Annotated in this window: 14 protein-coding genes and 4 pseudogenes; 12 read left to right on the top strand and 6 right to left on the bottom strand. The window is 46.4% G+C overall.

All coding sequences use genetic code 11. The features are described 5' to 3' along the window. The first annotated feature begins 6 nt into the window (after positions 1–6). Both trpB and trpA read left to right on the top strand, forming a co-directional pair. The gene (trpB, locus tag HV243_RS11865; RefSeq protein WP_003020645.1) at positions 7–1,200 is read left to right on the top strand and encodes a tryptophan synthase subunit beta; all 1,194 of its coding nucleotides are present in this window, start codon (positions 7–9) and stop codon (positions 1,198–1,200) included. Further along, positions 1,200–2,006, top strand: coding sequence for a tryptophan synthase subunit alpha (trpA, locus tag HV243_RS11860; protein ID WP_053388565.1), 807 nt, complete (start codon positions 1,200–1,202; stop codon positions 2,004–2,006). Before trpB ends, trpA begins: the two co-directional genes overlap by 1 nt. Before the next feature lie 32 nt (positions 2,007–2,038). On the opposite strand, the gene HV243_RS11855 is transcribed toward trpA, so the two are convergent. The 3 genes from HV243_RS11855 to ompW all read right to left on the bottom strand — a co-directional run bounded on the left by HV243_RS11855 (position 2,039) and on the right by ompW (position 4,743). Further along, the gene (locus tag HV243_RS11855) at positions 2,039–3,511 is read right to left on the bottom strand and encodes a GGDEF domain-containing protein (RefSeq protein WP_053388566.1); all 1,473 of its coding nucleotides are present in this window, start codon (positions 3,509–3,511) and stop codon (positions 2,039–2,041) included. A gap of 185 nt (positions 3,512–3,696) precedes the next feature. Beyond that, positions 3,697–3,972 carry a hypothetical protein gene (locus tag HV243_RS11850; protein WP_016153262.1) on the bottom strand — a complete coding sequence of 92 codons (276 nt, stop codon included), beginning with the start codon at positions 3,970–3,972 and terminating at the stop codon, positions 3,697–3,699. A gap of 132 nt (positions 3,973–4,104) precedes the next feature. Beyond that, entirely contained in the window at positions 4,105–4,743 is a 639-nt protein-coding gene (gene ompW, locus HV243_RS11845) for an outer membrane protein OmpW (RefSeq protein WP_016153263.1), read from the bottom strand. 283 nt (positions 4,744–5,026) lie between these two features. Here ompW and HV243_RS25550 point away from each other — a divergent pair. The 4 genes and pseudogenes from HV243_RS25550 to yciA form a co-directional block, all read left to right on the top strand. Next, a pseudogene (locus HV243_RS25550) lies at positions 5,027–5,113 on the top strand (YkgJ family cysteine cluster protein); the annotation flags it as partial. A 28-nt stretch (positions 5,114–5,141) separates the two neighbouring features. After that, positions 5,142–5,885, top strand: a complete 744-nt coding sequence (locus HV243_RS11840) for a YciC family protein (protein WP_016153264.1) — start codon at positions 5,142–5,144, stop codon at positions 5,883–5,885. Positions 5,886–5,939: 54 nt separating this feature from the next. Further along, positions 5,940–6,479, top strand: coding sequence for a septation protein A (locus tag HV243_RS11835; RefSeq protein ID WP_019076883.1), 540 nt, complete (start codon positions 5,940–5,942; stop codon positions 6,477–6,479). Positions 6,480–6,644: 165 nt separating this feature from the next. Then, positions 6,645–7,046 carry an acyl-CoA thioester hydrolase YciA gene (gene yciA, locus HV243_RS11830; protein ID WP_016153266.1) on the top strand — a complete coding sequence of 134 codons (402 nt, stop codon included), beginning with the start codon at positions 6,645–6,647 and terminating at the stop codon, positions 7,044–7,046. 75 nt (positions 7,047–7,121) lie between these two features. On the opposite strand, the gene tonB is transcribed toward yciA, so the two are convergent. Further along, positions 7,122–7,838, bottom strand: a complete 717-nt coding sequence (gene tonB, locus HV243_RS11825; RefSeq protein ID WP_049282557.1) for a TonB system transport protein TonB — start codon at positions 7,836–7,838, stop codon at positions 7,122–7,124. A gap of 224 nt (positions 7,839–8,062) precedes the next feature. On the opposite strand from tonB, the gene HV243_RS11820 reads away from it, so the two are divergent. The 3 genes and pseudogenes from HV243_RS11820 (at position 8,063) to HV243_RS11810 (ending at position 9,865) form a co-directional block, all read left to right on the top strand. Then, on the top strand, positions 8,063–8,359 hold the full coding sequence (locus HV243_RS11820; RefSeq protein ID WP_003020675.1) for a YciI family protein: 297 nt from the start codon (positions 8,063–8,065) through the stop codon (positions 8,357–8,359). Positions 8,360–8,510: 151 nt separating this feature from the next. Next, positions 8,511–9,029, top strand: a pseudogene (locus tag HV243_RS11815) (SOS response-associated peptidase family protein); the annotation flags it as partial. Between the two features lie 248 nt (positions 9,030–9,277). After that, entirely contained in the window at positions 9,278–9,865 is a 588-nt protein-coding gene (locus HV243_RS11810) for a hypothetical protein (RefSeq protein ID WP_181604064.1), read from the top strand. A gap of 244 nt (positions 9,866–10,109) precedes the next feature. On the opposite strand, the pseudogene HV243_RS11805 reads toward HV243_RS11810, so the two are convergent. Next, positions 10,110–10,615 (bottom strand): annotated as a pseudogene (locus tag HV243_RS11805) (S24 family peptidase). Positions 10,616–10,645: 30 nt separating this feature from the next. Between HV243_RS11805 and HV243_RS11800 the strand changes: the two are divergent. From HV243_RS11800 to HV243_RS11790, 3 genes and pseudogenes are all read left to right on the top strand, one after another. Further along, positions 10,646–10,726: pseudogene (locus HV243_RS11800) on the top strand (DinI family protein); the annotation flags it as partial. A 91-nt stretch (positions 10,727–10,817) separates the two neighbouring features. Then, positions 10,818–11,060 carry a DinI family protein gene (locus tag HV243_RS11795; RefSeq protein ID WP_181604062.1) on the top strand — a complete coding sequence of 81 codons (243 nt, stop codon included), beginning with the start codon at positions 10,818–10,820 and terminating at the stop codon, positions 11,058–11,060. A 240-nt stretch (positions 11,061–11,300) separates the two neighbouring features. Further along, positions 11,301–12,743 carry an IS1182 family transposase gene (locus tag HV243_RS11790; protein WP_047365884.1) on the top strand — a complete coding sequence of 481 codons (1,443 nt, stop codon included), beginning with the start codon at positions 11,301–11,303 and terminating at the stop codon, positions 12,741–12,743. Between the two features lie 339 nt (positions 12,744–13,082). Here the strand turns inward: HV243_RS11790 and HV243_RS11785 are convergent, their stop codons facing one another. After that, on the bottom strand, positions 13,083–14,381 hold the full coding sequence (locus tag HV243_RS11785) for a GTP pyrophosphokinase (RefSeq protein WP_181604061.1): 1,299 nt from the start codon (positions 14,379–14,381) through the stop codon (positions 13,083–13,085). Between the last annotated feature and the right edge of the window lie 316 nt (positions 14,382–14,697).

Genomic DNA, 14,697 nt, shown 5'->3' with positions numbered 1-14,697 from the left:
AAGGACATGACAACATTACTCAATCCGTATTTTGGTGAATTTGGCGGTATGTATGTGCCACAGATTCTGATGCCTGCCCTGCGCCAGCTGGAAGAAGCTTTTGTCAGCGCGCAAAAGGATCCTGAATTTCAGGCGCAGTTTACAGACCTGCTGAAAAACTATGCTGGTCGTCCAACTGCCCTGACCAAATGCCAGAACATTACTCAAGGCACCAACACTACGCTGTATCTCAAACGTGAAGATTTGCTGCACGGCGGCGCGCACAAAACCAACCAGGTATTGGGCCAGGCTTTGTTGGCGAAGCGTATGGGGAAAACGGAGATCATCGCCGAAACCGGCGCGGGCCAGCACGGTGTTGCATCAGCTCTCGCCAGCGCACTGCTGGGGCTGAAATGCCGTATTTATATGGGTGCAAAAGACGTTGAACGCCAGTCGCCAAACGTTTTCCGTATGCGTCTGATGGGGGCTGAAGTTATCCCGGTTCACAGCGGTTCTGCAACGCTGAAAGATGCCTGTAACGAAGCGCTGCGCGACTGGTCTGGCAGCTACGATACCGCGCACTATATGCTCGGTACGGCGGCAGGTCCACATCCCTTCCCGACCATTGTTCGTGAATTTCAGCGCATGATCGGCGAGGAAACTAAAGCGCAGATCCTTGAAAAAGAAGGTCGCCTGCCGGACGCGGTTATCGCCTGCGTGGGCGGCGGTTCTAACGCCATCGGTATGTTCGCGGACTTTATTAATGAAACCAGCGTCGGTCTGATTGGCGTCGAGCCTGGCGGCCATGGGATTGAATCAGGGGAACATGGCGCACCGTTGAAGCATGGTCGTGTCGGGATTTACTTCGGCATGAAGTCCCCGATGATGCAGACCGAAGAAGGACAGATTGAAGAGTCTTACTCTATTTCCGCGGGGCTGGATTTCCCGTCTGTCGGGCCGCAGCATGCGTATCTGAACAGCATTGGTCGCGCCGATTATGTTTCGATCACCGACGACGAAGCGCTTGAGGCCTTCAAAACGCTGTGTCTGCACGAGGGGATTATTCCGGCGCTGGAGTCCTCCCATGCCCTGGCACACGCATTGAAAATGATGCGTGAAAACCCGGAAAAAGAGCAGTTACTGGTGGTTAATCTCTCCGGTCGCGGCGACAAAGACATTTTCACCGTACACGATATTCTGAAAGCGCGAGGGGAAATCTGATGGAACGTTACGAAAACCTGTTTGCACAGCTGAAGGACCGCAAAGAAGGTGCTTTTGTCCCCTTCGTAACCCTGGGCGATCCGTCTGTTGAGCAGTCACTGAAAATCATTGATACGCTGATTGAAGCCGGTGCCGATGCCCTTGAGCTCGGTATTCCGTTCTCCGATCCGCTGGCTGACGGTCCAACCATTCAGGAAGCCACCTTGCGTGCGTTTGCCGCCGGCGTCACGCCGTCGCAATGCTTTGAAATGCTGGCGCTGATTCGCCAGAAGCACCCTACGATTCCCATTGGCTTGCTGATGTATGCCAACCTGGTGTTTAGCAAGGGCATTGACGAGTTTTACGCCCAGTGTGAAAAAGTTGGCGTGGATTCCGTGTTAGTAGCCGATGTTCCCGTTGAAGAGTCCGCGCCATTCAGAGCTGCGGCGCTCCGCCACAACATTGCGCCAATTTTTATCTGCCCACCGAACGCTGATGAAGAACTGCTGCGCCAGATAGCCTCTCATGGCCGCGGCTATACCTATTTGCTTTCGCGTGCGGGCGTGACCGGTGCAGAAAATCGAGCGGCATTACCGCTGCATCACCTGGTCGAAAAGTTGAAAGCATATGATGCTCCGCCTTCTTTACAGGGATTTGGTATCTCTGCGCCTGAACAGGTAACCGGCGCGATTGACGCTGGCGCTGCTGGCGCTATTTCCGGCTCGGCAATAGTGAAAATCATTGAGAAAAATGTTGCGATACCGGAACAGATGCTGGCTGAGCTGAAAGCTTTTGTCAGCGCGATGAAAGCCGCCACACGGCAGTAAGCTAAATCAACCGCCAGAGACTTCTGGCGGTTTTACGCTTCTTTCGTGTGCTTCATTTTATACATGGCGCTATCTGCATTCTGAATAGCCACATCCAGTTCACCGTTCACCTCTGCAATCCCCCACGATACTGACAATGGCACGGTATGACCGTCCACTACAAACACATGGCTGGTCACCTGCCCGCTGATACGTTGAGCGATTGCGATGGCATCAGTTGCCTGCGAGCGAAACAGCAGGATCATAAATTCATCCCCGCCGGTACGAATCACAATATCGTGACTGGTGCGGGTGTTTGATAACATCCTGTTGGCGATAATTTGCAACGCACGATCGCCTGCCGCGTGACCCCAGGTATCATTGACGGCCTTGAACTTATTGCAGTCCAGTAGCACCACCGAACAGTGGGATAAATCACGGCGCTTGATGATGTCGAGTATTCGGCGATTAAAGCAACCGGTCAGGGTGTCTATATAAACCTTCAGGTCGCTTTCGTTTAGCCATGATTTTAGCGAAAAACTAATCATGATGAAAAAGAACGGTGCCAGCAGGATCACGATCCCGGCATGGGTATCGCGCGTCATAAAACGGCCTAATGAAAGCGAATAGTGCAGCGCATATTTCTCCGAAAAATTGCGCACTAAAAAACGGGATTGACCTGTACATTTACCGGATAAACAGAGACTTTCATTGTTGGTCAAATTTACCAATTCCACATTCAGCTCTGGTGGGAGCTGGTAGTCAAATGCTTGAGCCAACGCTTCCTGCAATTCGGGCTTTGAATGGTCATAAACCAGATAGGCCACGATTTGGTCTGATATCTCTTTGCCAGACAGATCGTAGATATAGCTCACCACGCTGTAAGCTTTTTCACCGGTAATTTTATCGGTATAGAAGTTCGTTGAACTAAGGGCTTTGTTTTTGACGTTTTTTTGCAACAGTCGGGTATAGAAATCGACCGGCGGATAGAAAAAGTTGGTGAGATCCCGCGCCATTTCAGAATTTGAGAAACTGAAGTTGCGCGAATCGGAAGCCATAAACCAGTAAAAATAATCTGAATTTTTGGCGATAATATAACGATGTGCATCGAAGCTGCCCGGATTTAGCTCATTAACCATACCACGAATAAACTCCGCCGCCGTATACATACACAGCGCGTTGTGGCTGGCTTGCTGGGCAATAATTGTCCCCGTTTCCGAATGCAGACGCTTTGGGTCGGCGTTAATTCCCCATTCAATCTCATTGCGGGGAACAAATTGTGAAATATCGCCACATTGCTCACCCGATTTAATATGGTGATAGCGCTCACCAATCGCATCGGCGATCAGCTCATTATCGTTAAAAATGTCCATCATGCGCGCTTGCATGCGGTTAACACCGTCACTGACTGCAGCCATCCGCTGCTCATAAATTATAAACAGAAACAACGACGTAAATATCAACGTAATGAGCCCTGATACCAGCAGTGCCTGCCTGTTTCTGAGCTTGTCCTGCACAATCTTCACGAGTTCACCCTGATAGTTAACATATTGCCAAACCGGTTACCCGTTTCTGTCGTTGCATAACTGCGCTGTATGTTGATTGAGAATGTTAACCGTCCCTAAGCTGATGCCTTAGAAGCCCGCCATTGTGTGCGCTAAAGTTACAGACTTATACAATAAAAGCACATTTTTGTTAACATAAATGCAAACTAATCATCACCCTCAATCGGATACCCTGCCCGACGAATGGCCTCACGACAATCGCTCACGCCTGCGGCATAGCCCGCTTCAATCTCACAAACAGGACTGGCGCTGCAATAAGGTAGTTTAACCGGAGTCGCAATGCGTTTCTCCAGCACTTCAATTTTATCCATAAAATTCAATAAATCACGCGCGGCACTCACGGCGAACTCTGCCGTTTCATCTCCGGTGAAAGGTTCCAAAAGTGTGATTTTTTGTTGTAGCAGGTGGCGAGTCAACATCATCGTCAATACCCTCAAAGCCAGTTTGCTTAAAGAGTAGCATTACATCGACGGGGAGAAAGGCAGGAAGAAATAAACTGGTAATAAAAAAGCTGACCGTGGAACGATCAGCTTTTCCGTATTTTAATCACGGACTTAGAAGCGATAACCCGCGGAGAACATAAACACCCACGGATCGAGGCGGACGCTGTCATGCTGCTGGGCGCCAGCCAGTTTGTAGCTCGCGGTGGTGTCGATATCCATGTACCAGACCGACATGTTAATCAGCCAGTCGCGGTTAATCAGATAGTCCATACCCACTTGCCCTGCTGCGCCCCAAGAGTCTTTCAGGCTCAGGTCAGATAAACCGGTTTCTTTGCCGTTATTGTTAAAGCCTTCGTCAAAGAAGGTGGTGTAGTTCACACCGACACCAACGTACGGACGCAGTTTGCTGCTGGAATCGCCGAAATACCACTGCGCCATTAAGGTCGGCGGTAAATGGTGAACGGTCGCAATATCACCTGTTGTGGCAGTGCCAATTTTATGGCGGAACGGCGTGGCTGCCAGTAATTCAACACCGATATTGTCGGTTGCCATGTAGGTAAATGTCAGACCCAACTGCGTGTTATTGCTGACATCAAAGCCACCCAGGCTTCCCAGCGTACCACCCGCGCCTTCCGTCGGTCTGACGGTGGCAGAACCTGCACGAATAAAGAATTCTCCGGCCTCATGCGCAAATACGTTACCAGAGAGAAGAGTTGTTAAAGCCACTGCTGCAACTGTTAATTTTTTCATGTCCGCTCCATCGTTATGGTTATAAAAGCGGAACGAATATACCCACATTGGAGTAATAAGTGATCTAACCTGGATCACATTGACTTTGATAATTTAACATTTATTGATCCAGATTAAGTTAGAACTTGCATTCAAAATCCTGGTTAACCTAATTCAGATCAATTTTGATATATTTTCGCCACGCAAGTACCTGGCCTCCGTTGCAGAATGGCGATGGTTATTTGTTCGTGATGCGCAGAGAACAACCAACGTTCTTGCATGACGCTGAAGTCATAGTCAAAAATTACCGGGGCTTTACAAAGATATGCTTTTCCATACACCGCGCGATGCTGCCACTGTAGAGTTATCCAGGGTACAATTGCCCACAAATGAACACCTGCAAAACTCAAGGAGAGTGCATGTCTATCACGGCGAAATCCGTTTACCGTGACACGGGAAACTTTTTCCGTAATCAATTCATTACCATCTTGCTGGTATCGTTGTTGTGCGCGTTTATCACAGTGGTGTTAGGGCATGCCTTTTCTCCCACCGACGCACAAATTGCGCAACTCAGTGAAGGCGATCAGTTAACCAGCAGCGTGGGATTGTTCGATCTGGTGCAAAACATGACCCCGGAGCAACAGCAAATTTTGCTACGCGCTTCCGCGGCGTCGACGTTTTCCGGTCTGATTGGTAATGCCATCCTCGCCGGAGGCATTATCCTGATGATTCAGCTGATTTCAGCCGGTCATCGGGTCAGCGCGTTACGCGCCATCGGTGCCAGCGCGCCGGTTTTGCCGAAGCTGTTTATTCTGATTTTTCTGACTACTCTGCTGGTGCAAATCGGTATTATGCTGGTTGTGGTACCCGGTATTCTGCTGGCTATCCTGCTGGCACTTGCACCGGTGATGTTAGTACAGGACAAAATGGGTGTCTTTGCCGCGATGCGCAACAGTATGCGTCTGGCGTGGTCGAATATGCGTCTGGTTGCACCAGCAGTGATCGGTTGGCTGCTGGCAAAAACGTTGTTGTTGCTTTTTGCGCCAAGTTTTGCGGTACTTACGCCAAATGTAGGCGCGGTATTGGCGAATACGCTGAGCAATATGATCTCCGCCGTGTTGCTGATCTATTTGTTCCGCCTGTACATGCTAATTCGCCAATAAACCCTGAACGCATTCCGGGCTTGTACCCGGTGCTTTTGATGACGGAATCGAAGAATGAAGCAGTTTCTTGATTTTTTACCGCTGGTTGTCTTTTTTGCTTTTTATAAGCTCTATGACATCTATGCGGCGACCTCGGCGCTGATTGTTGCCACGGCTGTGGTTTTGATTTACAGCTGGGTCCGCTATCGCAAGGTCGAGAAGATGGCATTGATCACTTTTGTTCTGGTAGCCGTGTTCGGTGGCCTGACCATCTTCTTCCACAATGATGAATTCATTAAGTGGAAAGTAACGGTGATTTACGGGCTGTTTGCCGGTGCGCTGCTGGTTAGCCAATGGGTAATGAAAAAGCCGCTGATTCAGCGCATGTTAGGTAAAGAGCTGAGCTTGCCACAGCCGGTTTGGATAAAACTTAACTTCGCCTGGGCCGTCTTCTTTATCCTGTGCGGTCTGGCGAATATCTATATCGCGTTTTGGCTACCGCAGAATATTTGGGTCAACTTTAAAGTATTCGGCCTGACCGCCCTGACTTTACTATTTACGTTACTGAGCGGAGTCTATATTTACCGCCACCTTCCACAGGAAGATAAATCGTAATAAATGCTCGCCAGATCTCCGGATCTGGCGAATTTTTATCCCTTCGAGTTCCTTGTTGCCATCAACCTGGCTTACTTCCGCCCCGCAGGCCGCATCCCCTCTGTTCTCAGCGCGTAAATTCTAGTAGCATCGCGCCTGTAATCTTTCTCTATAGTCGGTTCTACAATGACAACAACGAATAACACTCCTCAGGGCGAACTGGTTTTACGCACTCTGGCTATGCCTGCCGATACCAACGCAAACGGTGATATTTTTGGCGGCTGGCTGATGTCACAAATGGATATAGGTGGCGCTATTCAGGCCAAAGAGATCGCACATGGTCGCGTGGTCACGGTGCGGGTTGAAGGAATGAGCTTTTTGCGCCCGGTTGCCGTGGGCGATGTGGTTTGTTGCTATGCACGCTGCGTGAAACGCGGGACGACCTCGATCAGCATTAATATTGAAGTCTGGGTGAAGAAAGTCGCTTCAGAACCTATCGGCCAGCGCTATAAAGCTACCGAAGCCCTGTTTATCTACGTTGCCGTTGATAAAGACGGTAAACCGCGGCCGATTCCCTCCCTGGCCTGATAGCACGCGCAAGCATCGCCATCCGGCAATCATTCTGCCGGATTTGGCGGCGTAACGCCAAATCCGGCCTGATGCTTACTCGATCTGTGTTGTGCCGTTCAGGCGGAAAACAATATTCACCACCAGCCCGGAGCCTGGCTTACCGGCTTCATAACGCCATCTGCGCATCGCATTTTTCACTTCACGCTCAAACATATTCGCAGGCTGTGCGGACAGAACTTCCACATTTTCAACCCGGCCATCCGAGGTCACGTCAAATTTGACCTTCACACGGCCTTCAATGCGCAACGCCTGTGCACGTGCCGGATATTGAGGCTGATTACGACTTAAGGCTCGCGGACCCGATGGTACGCTCACCGCCGGTTTAGTGGTTGCCGGAGCGGTACTGGTTGTTGGACGCGCAGGCGCCGTATTTTCAAACGGGGACGTCGGACGCGGCTCTGCTGGTTTAACATCACGCTTCGGCTGCTCTTCCACCTTTTTCACCGGTTTTGGCTTCGGTTTAGGCTTGGGCTTCGGTTTCTCAATCACTACCGGCGCTTCTTTTGGCGGTTCGGGGATCGGTTCTGGCTCCGGTTCAGGCTCGACGACGGGTTCCGGCGGCGGCTGAACGGCCTGAGGCGGTTCAAGATCGGCAGGCGCAACCATCGTAACGGAGATCGGCTGCGCTGGCGCAGGCAGTTCAATAACCTGATGTACCGAGGTATACAGCAAACCTGCCACTACAGCACCATGAATGCCGACAGAAAGTAACGTAGGCCAGGGAAAGCGACGAGGTAAATCAAGGGTCATTGAAGTCATAATCGTTTCAGTAAAAAAACCAGGCCCTGATTTTAAATGCAAATAGCAATCATATTCAATAAGACCGTGAAGCTAACTGGCATTTAAAACGCGATTTTATGATAAAAAACCATTTTCAAAGTATGGCCTTAACATATTAGTTATCTTTCCGTTGCAGTTACCAGGCCTTTCCAATAACGTAAATATGACCTTTTACCGTTCAAGGAGCTCTACCCGTGCTGTACGTTATTTACGCTCAAGATATCGCAGACTCTCTCGAAAAACGTCTTTCCGTACGCCCTGCTCATCTGGCTCGTCTGCAACTCCTTCATGACGAAGGCCGTTTGCTCACGGCGGGTCCCATGCCAGCGGTTGACAGTAACGATCCGGGCGCCGCAGGCTTTACCGGCTCAACGGTGATTGCAGAATTTGAATCTTTAGAAGCCGCGCAGGCGTGGGCGGAAGCCGATCCCTACGTGGCGGCAGGTGTTTACGCGCAGGTTTCAGTAAAACCGTACAAAAAGGTTTTCTGAATTTAAATAATTTCCTTTAAATTCAAATCAATAATAGAAAAAACTTATCCAAAATTCAAATAAAGGGCGCATTTAGGTACACATTAACCTACGCGTCCTCTTTTTTAGTTACCGCCTATACTTTCAGTCTGGCATATGGCTGGAGATTTCTATGTGTGGACGCTTTTCACAGTCAATGACGCGTGAAGATTATCTTGCCCTGCTCGCTGATGAATCAGAACGCGACATTCCATACGATCCAGAACCCATCGGAAGATTCAATGTAGCGCCAGTAACAAAAGTTCTGCTTCTGAGCGAACGTGACGAGAAACTCCATCTTGATCCAGTTATTTGGGGATACGCCCCCGGATGGTGAGATAAACCACCGCTAATTAACGCACGGTCTGAAACTGCGGCCACCAGCAGAATGTTTAAACTACTCTGGCAGCATGGGCGTGCTATTTGCTTAGCTGATGGCTGGTACGAATGGAAAAAGGAAGGTGACAAGAAACAGCCCTACTTCATTCATCGAGCCGATGGCCAGCCGATATTCATGGCTGCGATCTGCAGCACACCTTTCGAACGTGGAGATGAAGCAGAAGGTTTCCTGATAGTGACGACTGCTGCCGACAAACGACTGGTAGATATTCACGATAGGCGATCACTAGTACTGTCACCAGAAACAGCTCGCTAATGGCTGTACCGTATATGCCCCCTTACTTACACAACTTGCACATACGACTCCTCCCTGGATCTCGTGAAGTATTTCACACACCAGAGATTGTTATAATAGTAATCTCCATGCTTTCATTTCTGTGAAACAATTTTTAAACTAAAAGTGAATTAAGTGTATAATCTTATACTTGATATTAATACCTAGGGGCGTAGTTTGCCTTAAGGTGCTCTATGATTTTAGTTTTATATAGGATGAAACAGTTGATGGAAAAAGAAATAAAGCAATTATACTTATTAAGCATTATGTTCGCTCTTTTCGTAGCATTCATAGTCGGCATCTATATTTTTTATCTACACTCACTCCCTATATCTAAAAGCTCAAGTGATTGGGGAGCACTAGGGGATTATTTTGGTGGTATGTTAAACCCTATAATATCAGCTCTAACGCTTATTTTTGTTGGTAAAACGTATATTGCACAAAAAGTTGAACTGGAAAGGCTTTCGCAAACTGCAAAGGAGGCAGATGAACGGAATGAGAGAGCGACGATTGCTCAAACGGAAATGGCAAAAAATTATCTTGAACAAATCGAAGCAGTAAATAGAAATGCAAAGATTACTACCATAACAGCTAAAGTAGATTTTTCATTGAAATTAGTTGGTATATTCCAAGAGGAAATGACTCGTGCAACTAATGCTACTAATGGCTTTACAGTTTTCTACGCTATGGATGGCGATAGTTATACAGGAAATGAGTTAAAAAGATATAAGAAAAATCTAGGGGAACTGATAAAAAACGAGCAATATAAAATTAACAAACTTATAAAACAGGTTGACGAAATTAATAAATTCTAAAAGCTTTATTTAATTCAAATCCAATCTTTCGGGGGTTATCGTCTCTAGGCACAAAACGACTTTTAAGATAGTTGAGTCTGCATGAGATATTGGGGAACAGAGGTTCAATCCTCTCGTGACGACCCAAAATCCTCTAAGAACCAGCCTGTTACGGCTGGTTTTTTATGGCTATTTTCTGAACGGGGAATAATCGGGGAAAAACCCCCGACACAAGGCATCGACTTCACCGTAAAATTTCAGCTATTCACTTCACCGGACAATCATCAAACTCCGCGTTCCTGGCATCATTAATGATGTAAGTAATCACCCCGAATATAGCGGGTGCAGAACCGTAACCGTCATCATCTACTGGTAGCGCCTCCCTTCTCCCGCTCTCCAGATTAATCAGGTGGGGTTGAGGATGAGCCCGATATCGCTTGATCCTGAACTCCCCGTCGATTGCACATATCAGCAGTGAGCCATCGCAGGCAGTAAGTGACGCATCTACCACAAGCAGCGCCCCCTGGAGTATCCCTTCCCTGAAATGTGAACGCGATGCCCGCATGAAGTAAGTCGCTGCTGGCTGGCTGATAAGCTGCTGATCGAGTGAGATCCTCGTTTCAACGTAATCGCTGGCCGGTGAAGGGAACCCCATGGCTATAGTCCTCCGTTTGGATTGAACAGCTGAAAGGTTCGGTTCTCGCCTTCCTGCGTGGAGACATCGCGGAATGTTGTCACATAACATTCTATCCAATCGTTGGCCTGCTTCAGCGTCCAGTGCCAGTTAACCTTACCCAGTTCCTGGACAAACCGCTGTGTGGTGACAGTCTTCCGGCCATTCGGTTCTCGCTGTATCGAAGCATGCCAGGCTATTTCAATATCGCTACGTCGTGGCATCATTAGCCCCTCTTGAATACTGGATAAAAACACAGTATAAATACTGTATACCCATCCAGTAAAGAGGCATTAAGCAATGTACGTGGAACTCGTTTATGACAAAAGGAATTTTGATGGCCTGCCCGGTGCAAAAGATATCATTCTGGGCGAGTTGACCAAGAGGGTTCACCGGATTTTCCCCGATGCTGATGTCCGGGTTAAACCGATGATGACGCTGCCGGCGATCAACACTGACGCCAGCAAGCATGAGAAGGAACAGATAAGCCGTATTGTTCAGGAAATGTTTGAAGAGGCTGATATGTGGCTGGTTTCAGATTAAACGCCTTGAACCATCATATCGCTTGAGTAGTATTAGCTCAGACCTGAGCTGGCAGTCTTATGGCACAGAGCCAAACCTAACCTGACAGTCCACTCTGTGCCCAGGCTGTGTGAAAACTACTGATCACTTTTTGGTCTAAGTAGTGGTTTTATATGATCAACCATTCTTGATAAACCAATGCAGAAACTTACTTTATTTAATAAAATTAGAATCATACGATTAAATAAAGCGGGTGCAGGTATGACTCAACATATCAAAGGTCAAGGCAGACATCAGGTGACGTTGCTCCCTGAAGTGCTGGATGATTTTGTCACAGAAGACAACCCTGTCAGAGTTATTGACGTCTTTGTTGATGAACTACAGCTTGATACACTTGGCTTTGAGCGCGTTAATGCAAAGCAAACCGGGCGGCCTGGATATCATCCCGCAACCATGCTGAAGCTTTACATTTATGGATACCTGAACCGCATCCAGTCATCCCGCCGGTTAGAGAAAGAAGCCCATCGTAACGTTGAATTGATGTGGTTACTTGAACGATTAACACCTGATTTTAAAACCATTGCAGACTTCAGAAAAAACAATGGTAAAGGCATCAAAAATGCTTGCCGCACTTTCATTGATCTGTGTCGGCAGATGCAGATGTTCACCGATGTGGTGGTTGCCATTGATGGTAGTAAGTTCAAGGCGGTAAACAGCAAATCGAACAATTTCACGCCCCAGAAAACAAAAGGCCACATTGAAAGGGTTGAGCAAAGTATTGCTCTTTACCTGAATAAGCTCGATGAAGCTGACAAGGCTGCGGAGCCCGAAAAAAATGCATGTTTAACAACTGCGAAACTGGCATGGCTGCAAAAGCGTCTGAAAGAACTCAAGAAAATTCAGCAGGCCGTTGTGCAGCACCCTGATAAGCAGCTGTCACTGACAGATCCTGATTCCCGGTTAATGAAGATAAACAATGTTAACCGCCAGGTGAGCTATAACGTTCAGACTGCCGTTGATGCTAAATATCACCTGATTGTTGCGCATGAAGTAACGAATACACCAGACCGTGGTCAGCTAACAGCGGTGACCAAATTAGCGCAGGAAGCAGTTGGCAAAGCGGATATTACCGTACTGGCTGATAAAGGTTATTACAGCCGGGGAGATATTAAAGCAACGCAGGACTTAGGTGCCGTAGCCTTAGTACCAAAAGGCGATACCTCTGGCGCTGACCGTAAAGGTCTTTTCAATCGTTCATTGTTCAAATATGACCAGGAAAAAGATATTTATATTTGCCCGATGGGTGAAGAACTTCAGAACCGATTTACGATGGTTGAGGATGGTTTAGAACAGCAAATGTACTTTAACAATATTGCCTGTCGCGATTGCAGTCAGCGGTCAAGGTGCACCACATCAAAACGCGATCCGAGGCGTATAAGGCGCTGGGTTCATGAAGCAGAAATGGAAGACATGCAAGCCAGGCTTAATGCATCGCCACAAACAGCTGTCGTGCGAAAGCAAACGGTAGAGCATCCGTTCGGGACAATTAAGATGTGGATGGGAGCGACTCACTTCCTGACGCAACGGTTTAAAAACGTCAGCACAGAAATCAGTCTGCATGTACTGGCTTATAACCTGAAGAGGATGATGTCCATCTGGGGGGCCGAAGGATTGGCCATTAAGCTGCGAGAACGATGCAGCTAGCGGCAGTGGCCGCTTTAACTCCTAATAACTGGCCATTAGTACTCCATATCAAGCCACAAAGTCTCGTTTTGCCTCAACATACAAATCACTGCGAATACAGCCCATATCAGGAATATCTTGCATCCCTGCTGGTGTTAGTCCTCAGATACTGAAAAAACCGAGTTTTTACACAGCCTGTGCCAGAAGCGGAAGTTGCTCGTATATAATTGTATTAATCAACAGGGTGCAGATTGTAAATATTAATGATGCAATGGAGGGAATTGATTGAAATCTGAGGGAGTGCAGAACTGTAAAAGTAGCTCTGCACCTAAATAGACTCAAGACTAATTGGCGGATAAACTAAGTCGGTGAGGTAAATTCGTTTAGATTTGCCACAAAAGAAAATAAATATTCGCCTTCCTCGATATATTTTAATTTATCATTAAAAACATGGGCGTTAAAATCTCTTGTGTTACCCACTCCAGTGTTAACTCTTAAATCAGATATCTTTGTATTCTTTGCCGTTGTTTCAATTGGTGTGACACTTACATTTGGTATTGATTCTAATGCTGGAGTGAAATGGCCAGCGAAAGATGCGAAGTCATTAGTTCTTAATACCTGTATCTTTATGGTTCCCTCATATCTATCATTTGTTTTAACCGTATCAGTTTGACTAATAATCTTTGATACAGGGGATTTTTGCCTATTCAGTTTTATTTTTTCGTCTGTTCTAGATTTTAGTTCTTCTTTTAAACTTTTCATTTCCTCATTCTGAACTTCTATGAGTTTATCATATGCGCTCTTCATTTCCGCGAAATTGCTTTGATTTGCAGATAGACTTTTAATTTCAGCCTCAAGCCTTTCTTTCTCAGAATCATACGCTTGATCTTTTAAATCCCGCTCACTCTCTAGTTTATTATTTTTTTTGATTAACTCTACGAGTTCATTCACATAACTGCCCATTTCGTCAGCACTTCCCGCCAACCTATTAAATATGGTTAAATAGCTCATTAGGTTTTCATCATCGGAGTAATCAGGGTATCTTACCTGATGGTCTATTTCGCTCCAGCCCTCCTCAAAAATAGTTCTTGTCTGTATTTCACAATATACCTGAACAGATTCAATATTTGTTGCTGGCACAACATAGTGAATTGAGCGATAATTATGCTTGTGTATTTCTTGCTTGCATTCAGGATGACCTGCATAAATATCCATAATATCACCATCACGGTGATATATCATTACTGATTCGTCCTTTTTAGTTGTCCACCTTGATAAAATATGTTCGTGAACGTCTTTCCAGTCACTTTTGAAAAGATAAATTGCTCTGACACCGATAAGATCAGTAATTATAGATTTGTAGTTACCTGAGTTTATTCCTTTGTACTTTTCAGACGGTTCATCTTCTGTTAGTTTTCTGATGATTTTATTTAAAAGATGGGAAGTATCTTTGATACGCCAACGAACAGAATGTACAGAATCACAACGTTGGATTTTTTTTGCGATATACTCAGCCTCATCTAGCAATGTTAGCTGATTGCTTTTGTAGTCTTGTACGATAGACCTTAAAGTGTCTACTGATAAACCACTTTTTTCAACCAATGCTGAAGCAAGTCCCCATTCCTGTAAAAAAATCGAATCCTGATTTATTTTTTCCATCTTTGATTCCTAATAAGATTGTTATTTACTATTTATCATTCAAAATGACACTTACTTGCTGATTAGTAATGTTTTTATAACACGTATTGACCTTGTTGGCGAGCAAAGAGCTGATAGTTCGGATAGGATACAGTATAGACACGAATTAGCCATGCTTTACTAGAATATTTGCTGAAATACTTGTGGGATAACTTAAGATATTATGTTTTTTTCATTTAGTTAAGTTTGCGTAATAAGTTAGAGCATCAAGTTGCCAAGCATTGTGTTTTGGATACGACCACTTAGCACTTCACACTATTAACCAAACGTTATTTTG

The sequence above is a fragment of the Citrobacter sp. RHBSTW-00599 genome (assembly GCF_013784065.1).
GTDB lineage: Bacteria > Pseudomonadota > Gammaproteobacteria > Enterobacterales > Enterobacteriaceae > Citrobacter > Citrobacter braakii.
This window is presented reverse-complemented; position numbering and strand designations above follow the sequence as displayed.

Excerpts from the sequence above, each read along its gene's own strand:
- trpB (WP_003020645.1), top strand. The coding sequence starts at position 7 with ATGACAACATTACTCAATCCGTATTTTGGTGAATTTGGCGGTATGTAT.
- trpA (WP_053388565.1), top strand. The coding sequence starts at position 1,200 with ATGGAACGTTACGAAAACCTGTTTGCACAGCTGAAGGACCGCAAAGAA.
- HV243_RS11850 (WP_016153262.1), bottom strand. The coding sequence starts at position 3,972 with ATGATGTTGACTCGCCACCTGCTACAACAAAAAATCACACTTTTGGAA.
- ompW (WP_016153263.1), bottom strand. The coding sequence starts at position 4,743 with ATGAAAAAATTAACAGTTGCAGCAGTGGCTTTAACAACTCTTCTCTCT.
- HV243_RS11840 (WP_016153264.1), top strand. The coding sequence starts at position 5,142 with ATGTCTATCACGGCGAAATCCGTTTACCGTGACACGGGAAACTTTTTC.
- HV243_RS11835 (WP_019076883.1), top strand. The coding sequence starts at position 5,940 with ATGAAGCAGTTTCTTGATTTTTTACCGCTGGTTGTCTTTTTTGCTTTT.
- yciA (WP_016153266.1), top strand. The coding sequence starts at position 6,645 with ATGACAACAACGAATAACACTCCTCAGGGCGAACTGGTTTTACGCACT.
- tonB (WP_049282557.1), bottom strand. The coding sequence starts at position 7,838 with ATGACCCTTGATTTACCTCGTCGCTTTCCCTGGCCTACGTTACTTTCT.
- HV243_RS11810 (WP_181604064.1), top strand. The coding sequence starts at position 9,278 with ATGGAAAAAGAAATAAAGCAATTATACTTATTAAGCATTATGTTCGCT.
- HV243_RS11795 (WP_181604062.1), top strand. The coding sequence starts at position 10,818 with ATGTACGTGGAACTCGTTTATGACAAAAGGAATTTTGATGGCCTGCCC.
- HV243_RS11790 (WP_047365884.1), top strand. The coding sequence starts at position 11,301 with ATGACTCAACATATCAAAGGTCAAGGCAGACATCAGGTGACGTTGCTC.
- HV243_RS11785 (WP_181604061.1), bottom strand. The coding sequence starts at position 14,381 with ATGGAAAAAATAAATCAGGATTCGATTTTTTTACAGGAATGGGGACTT.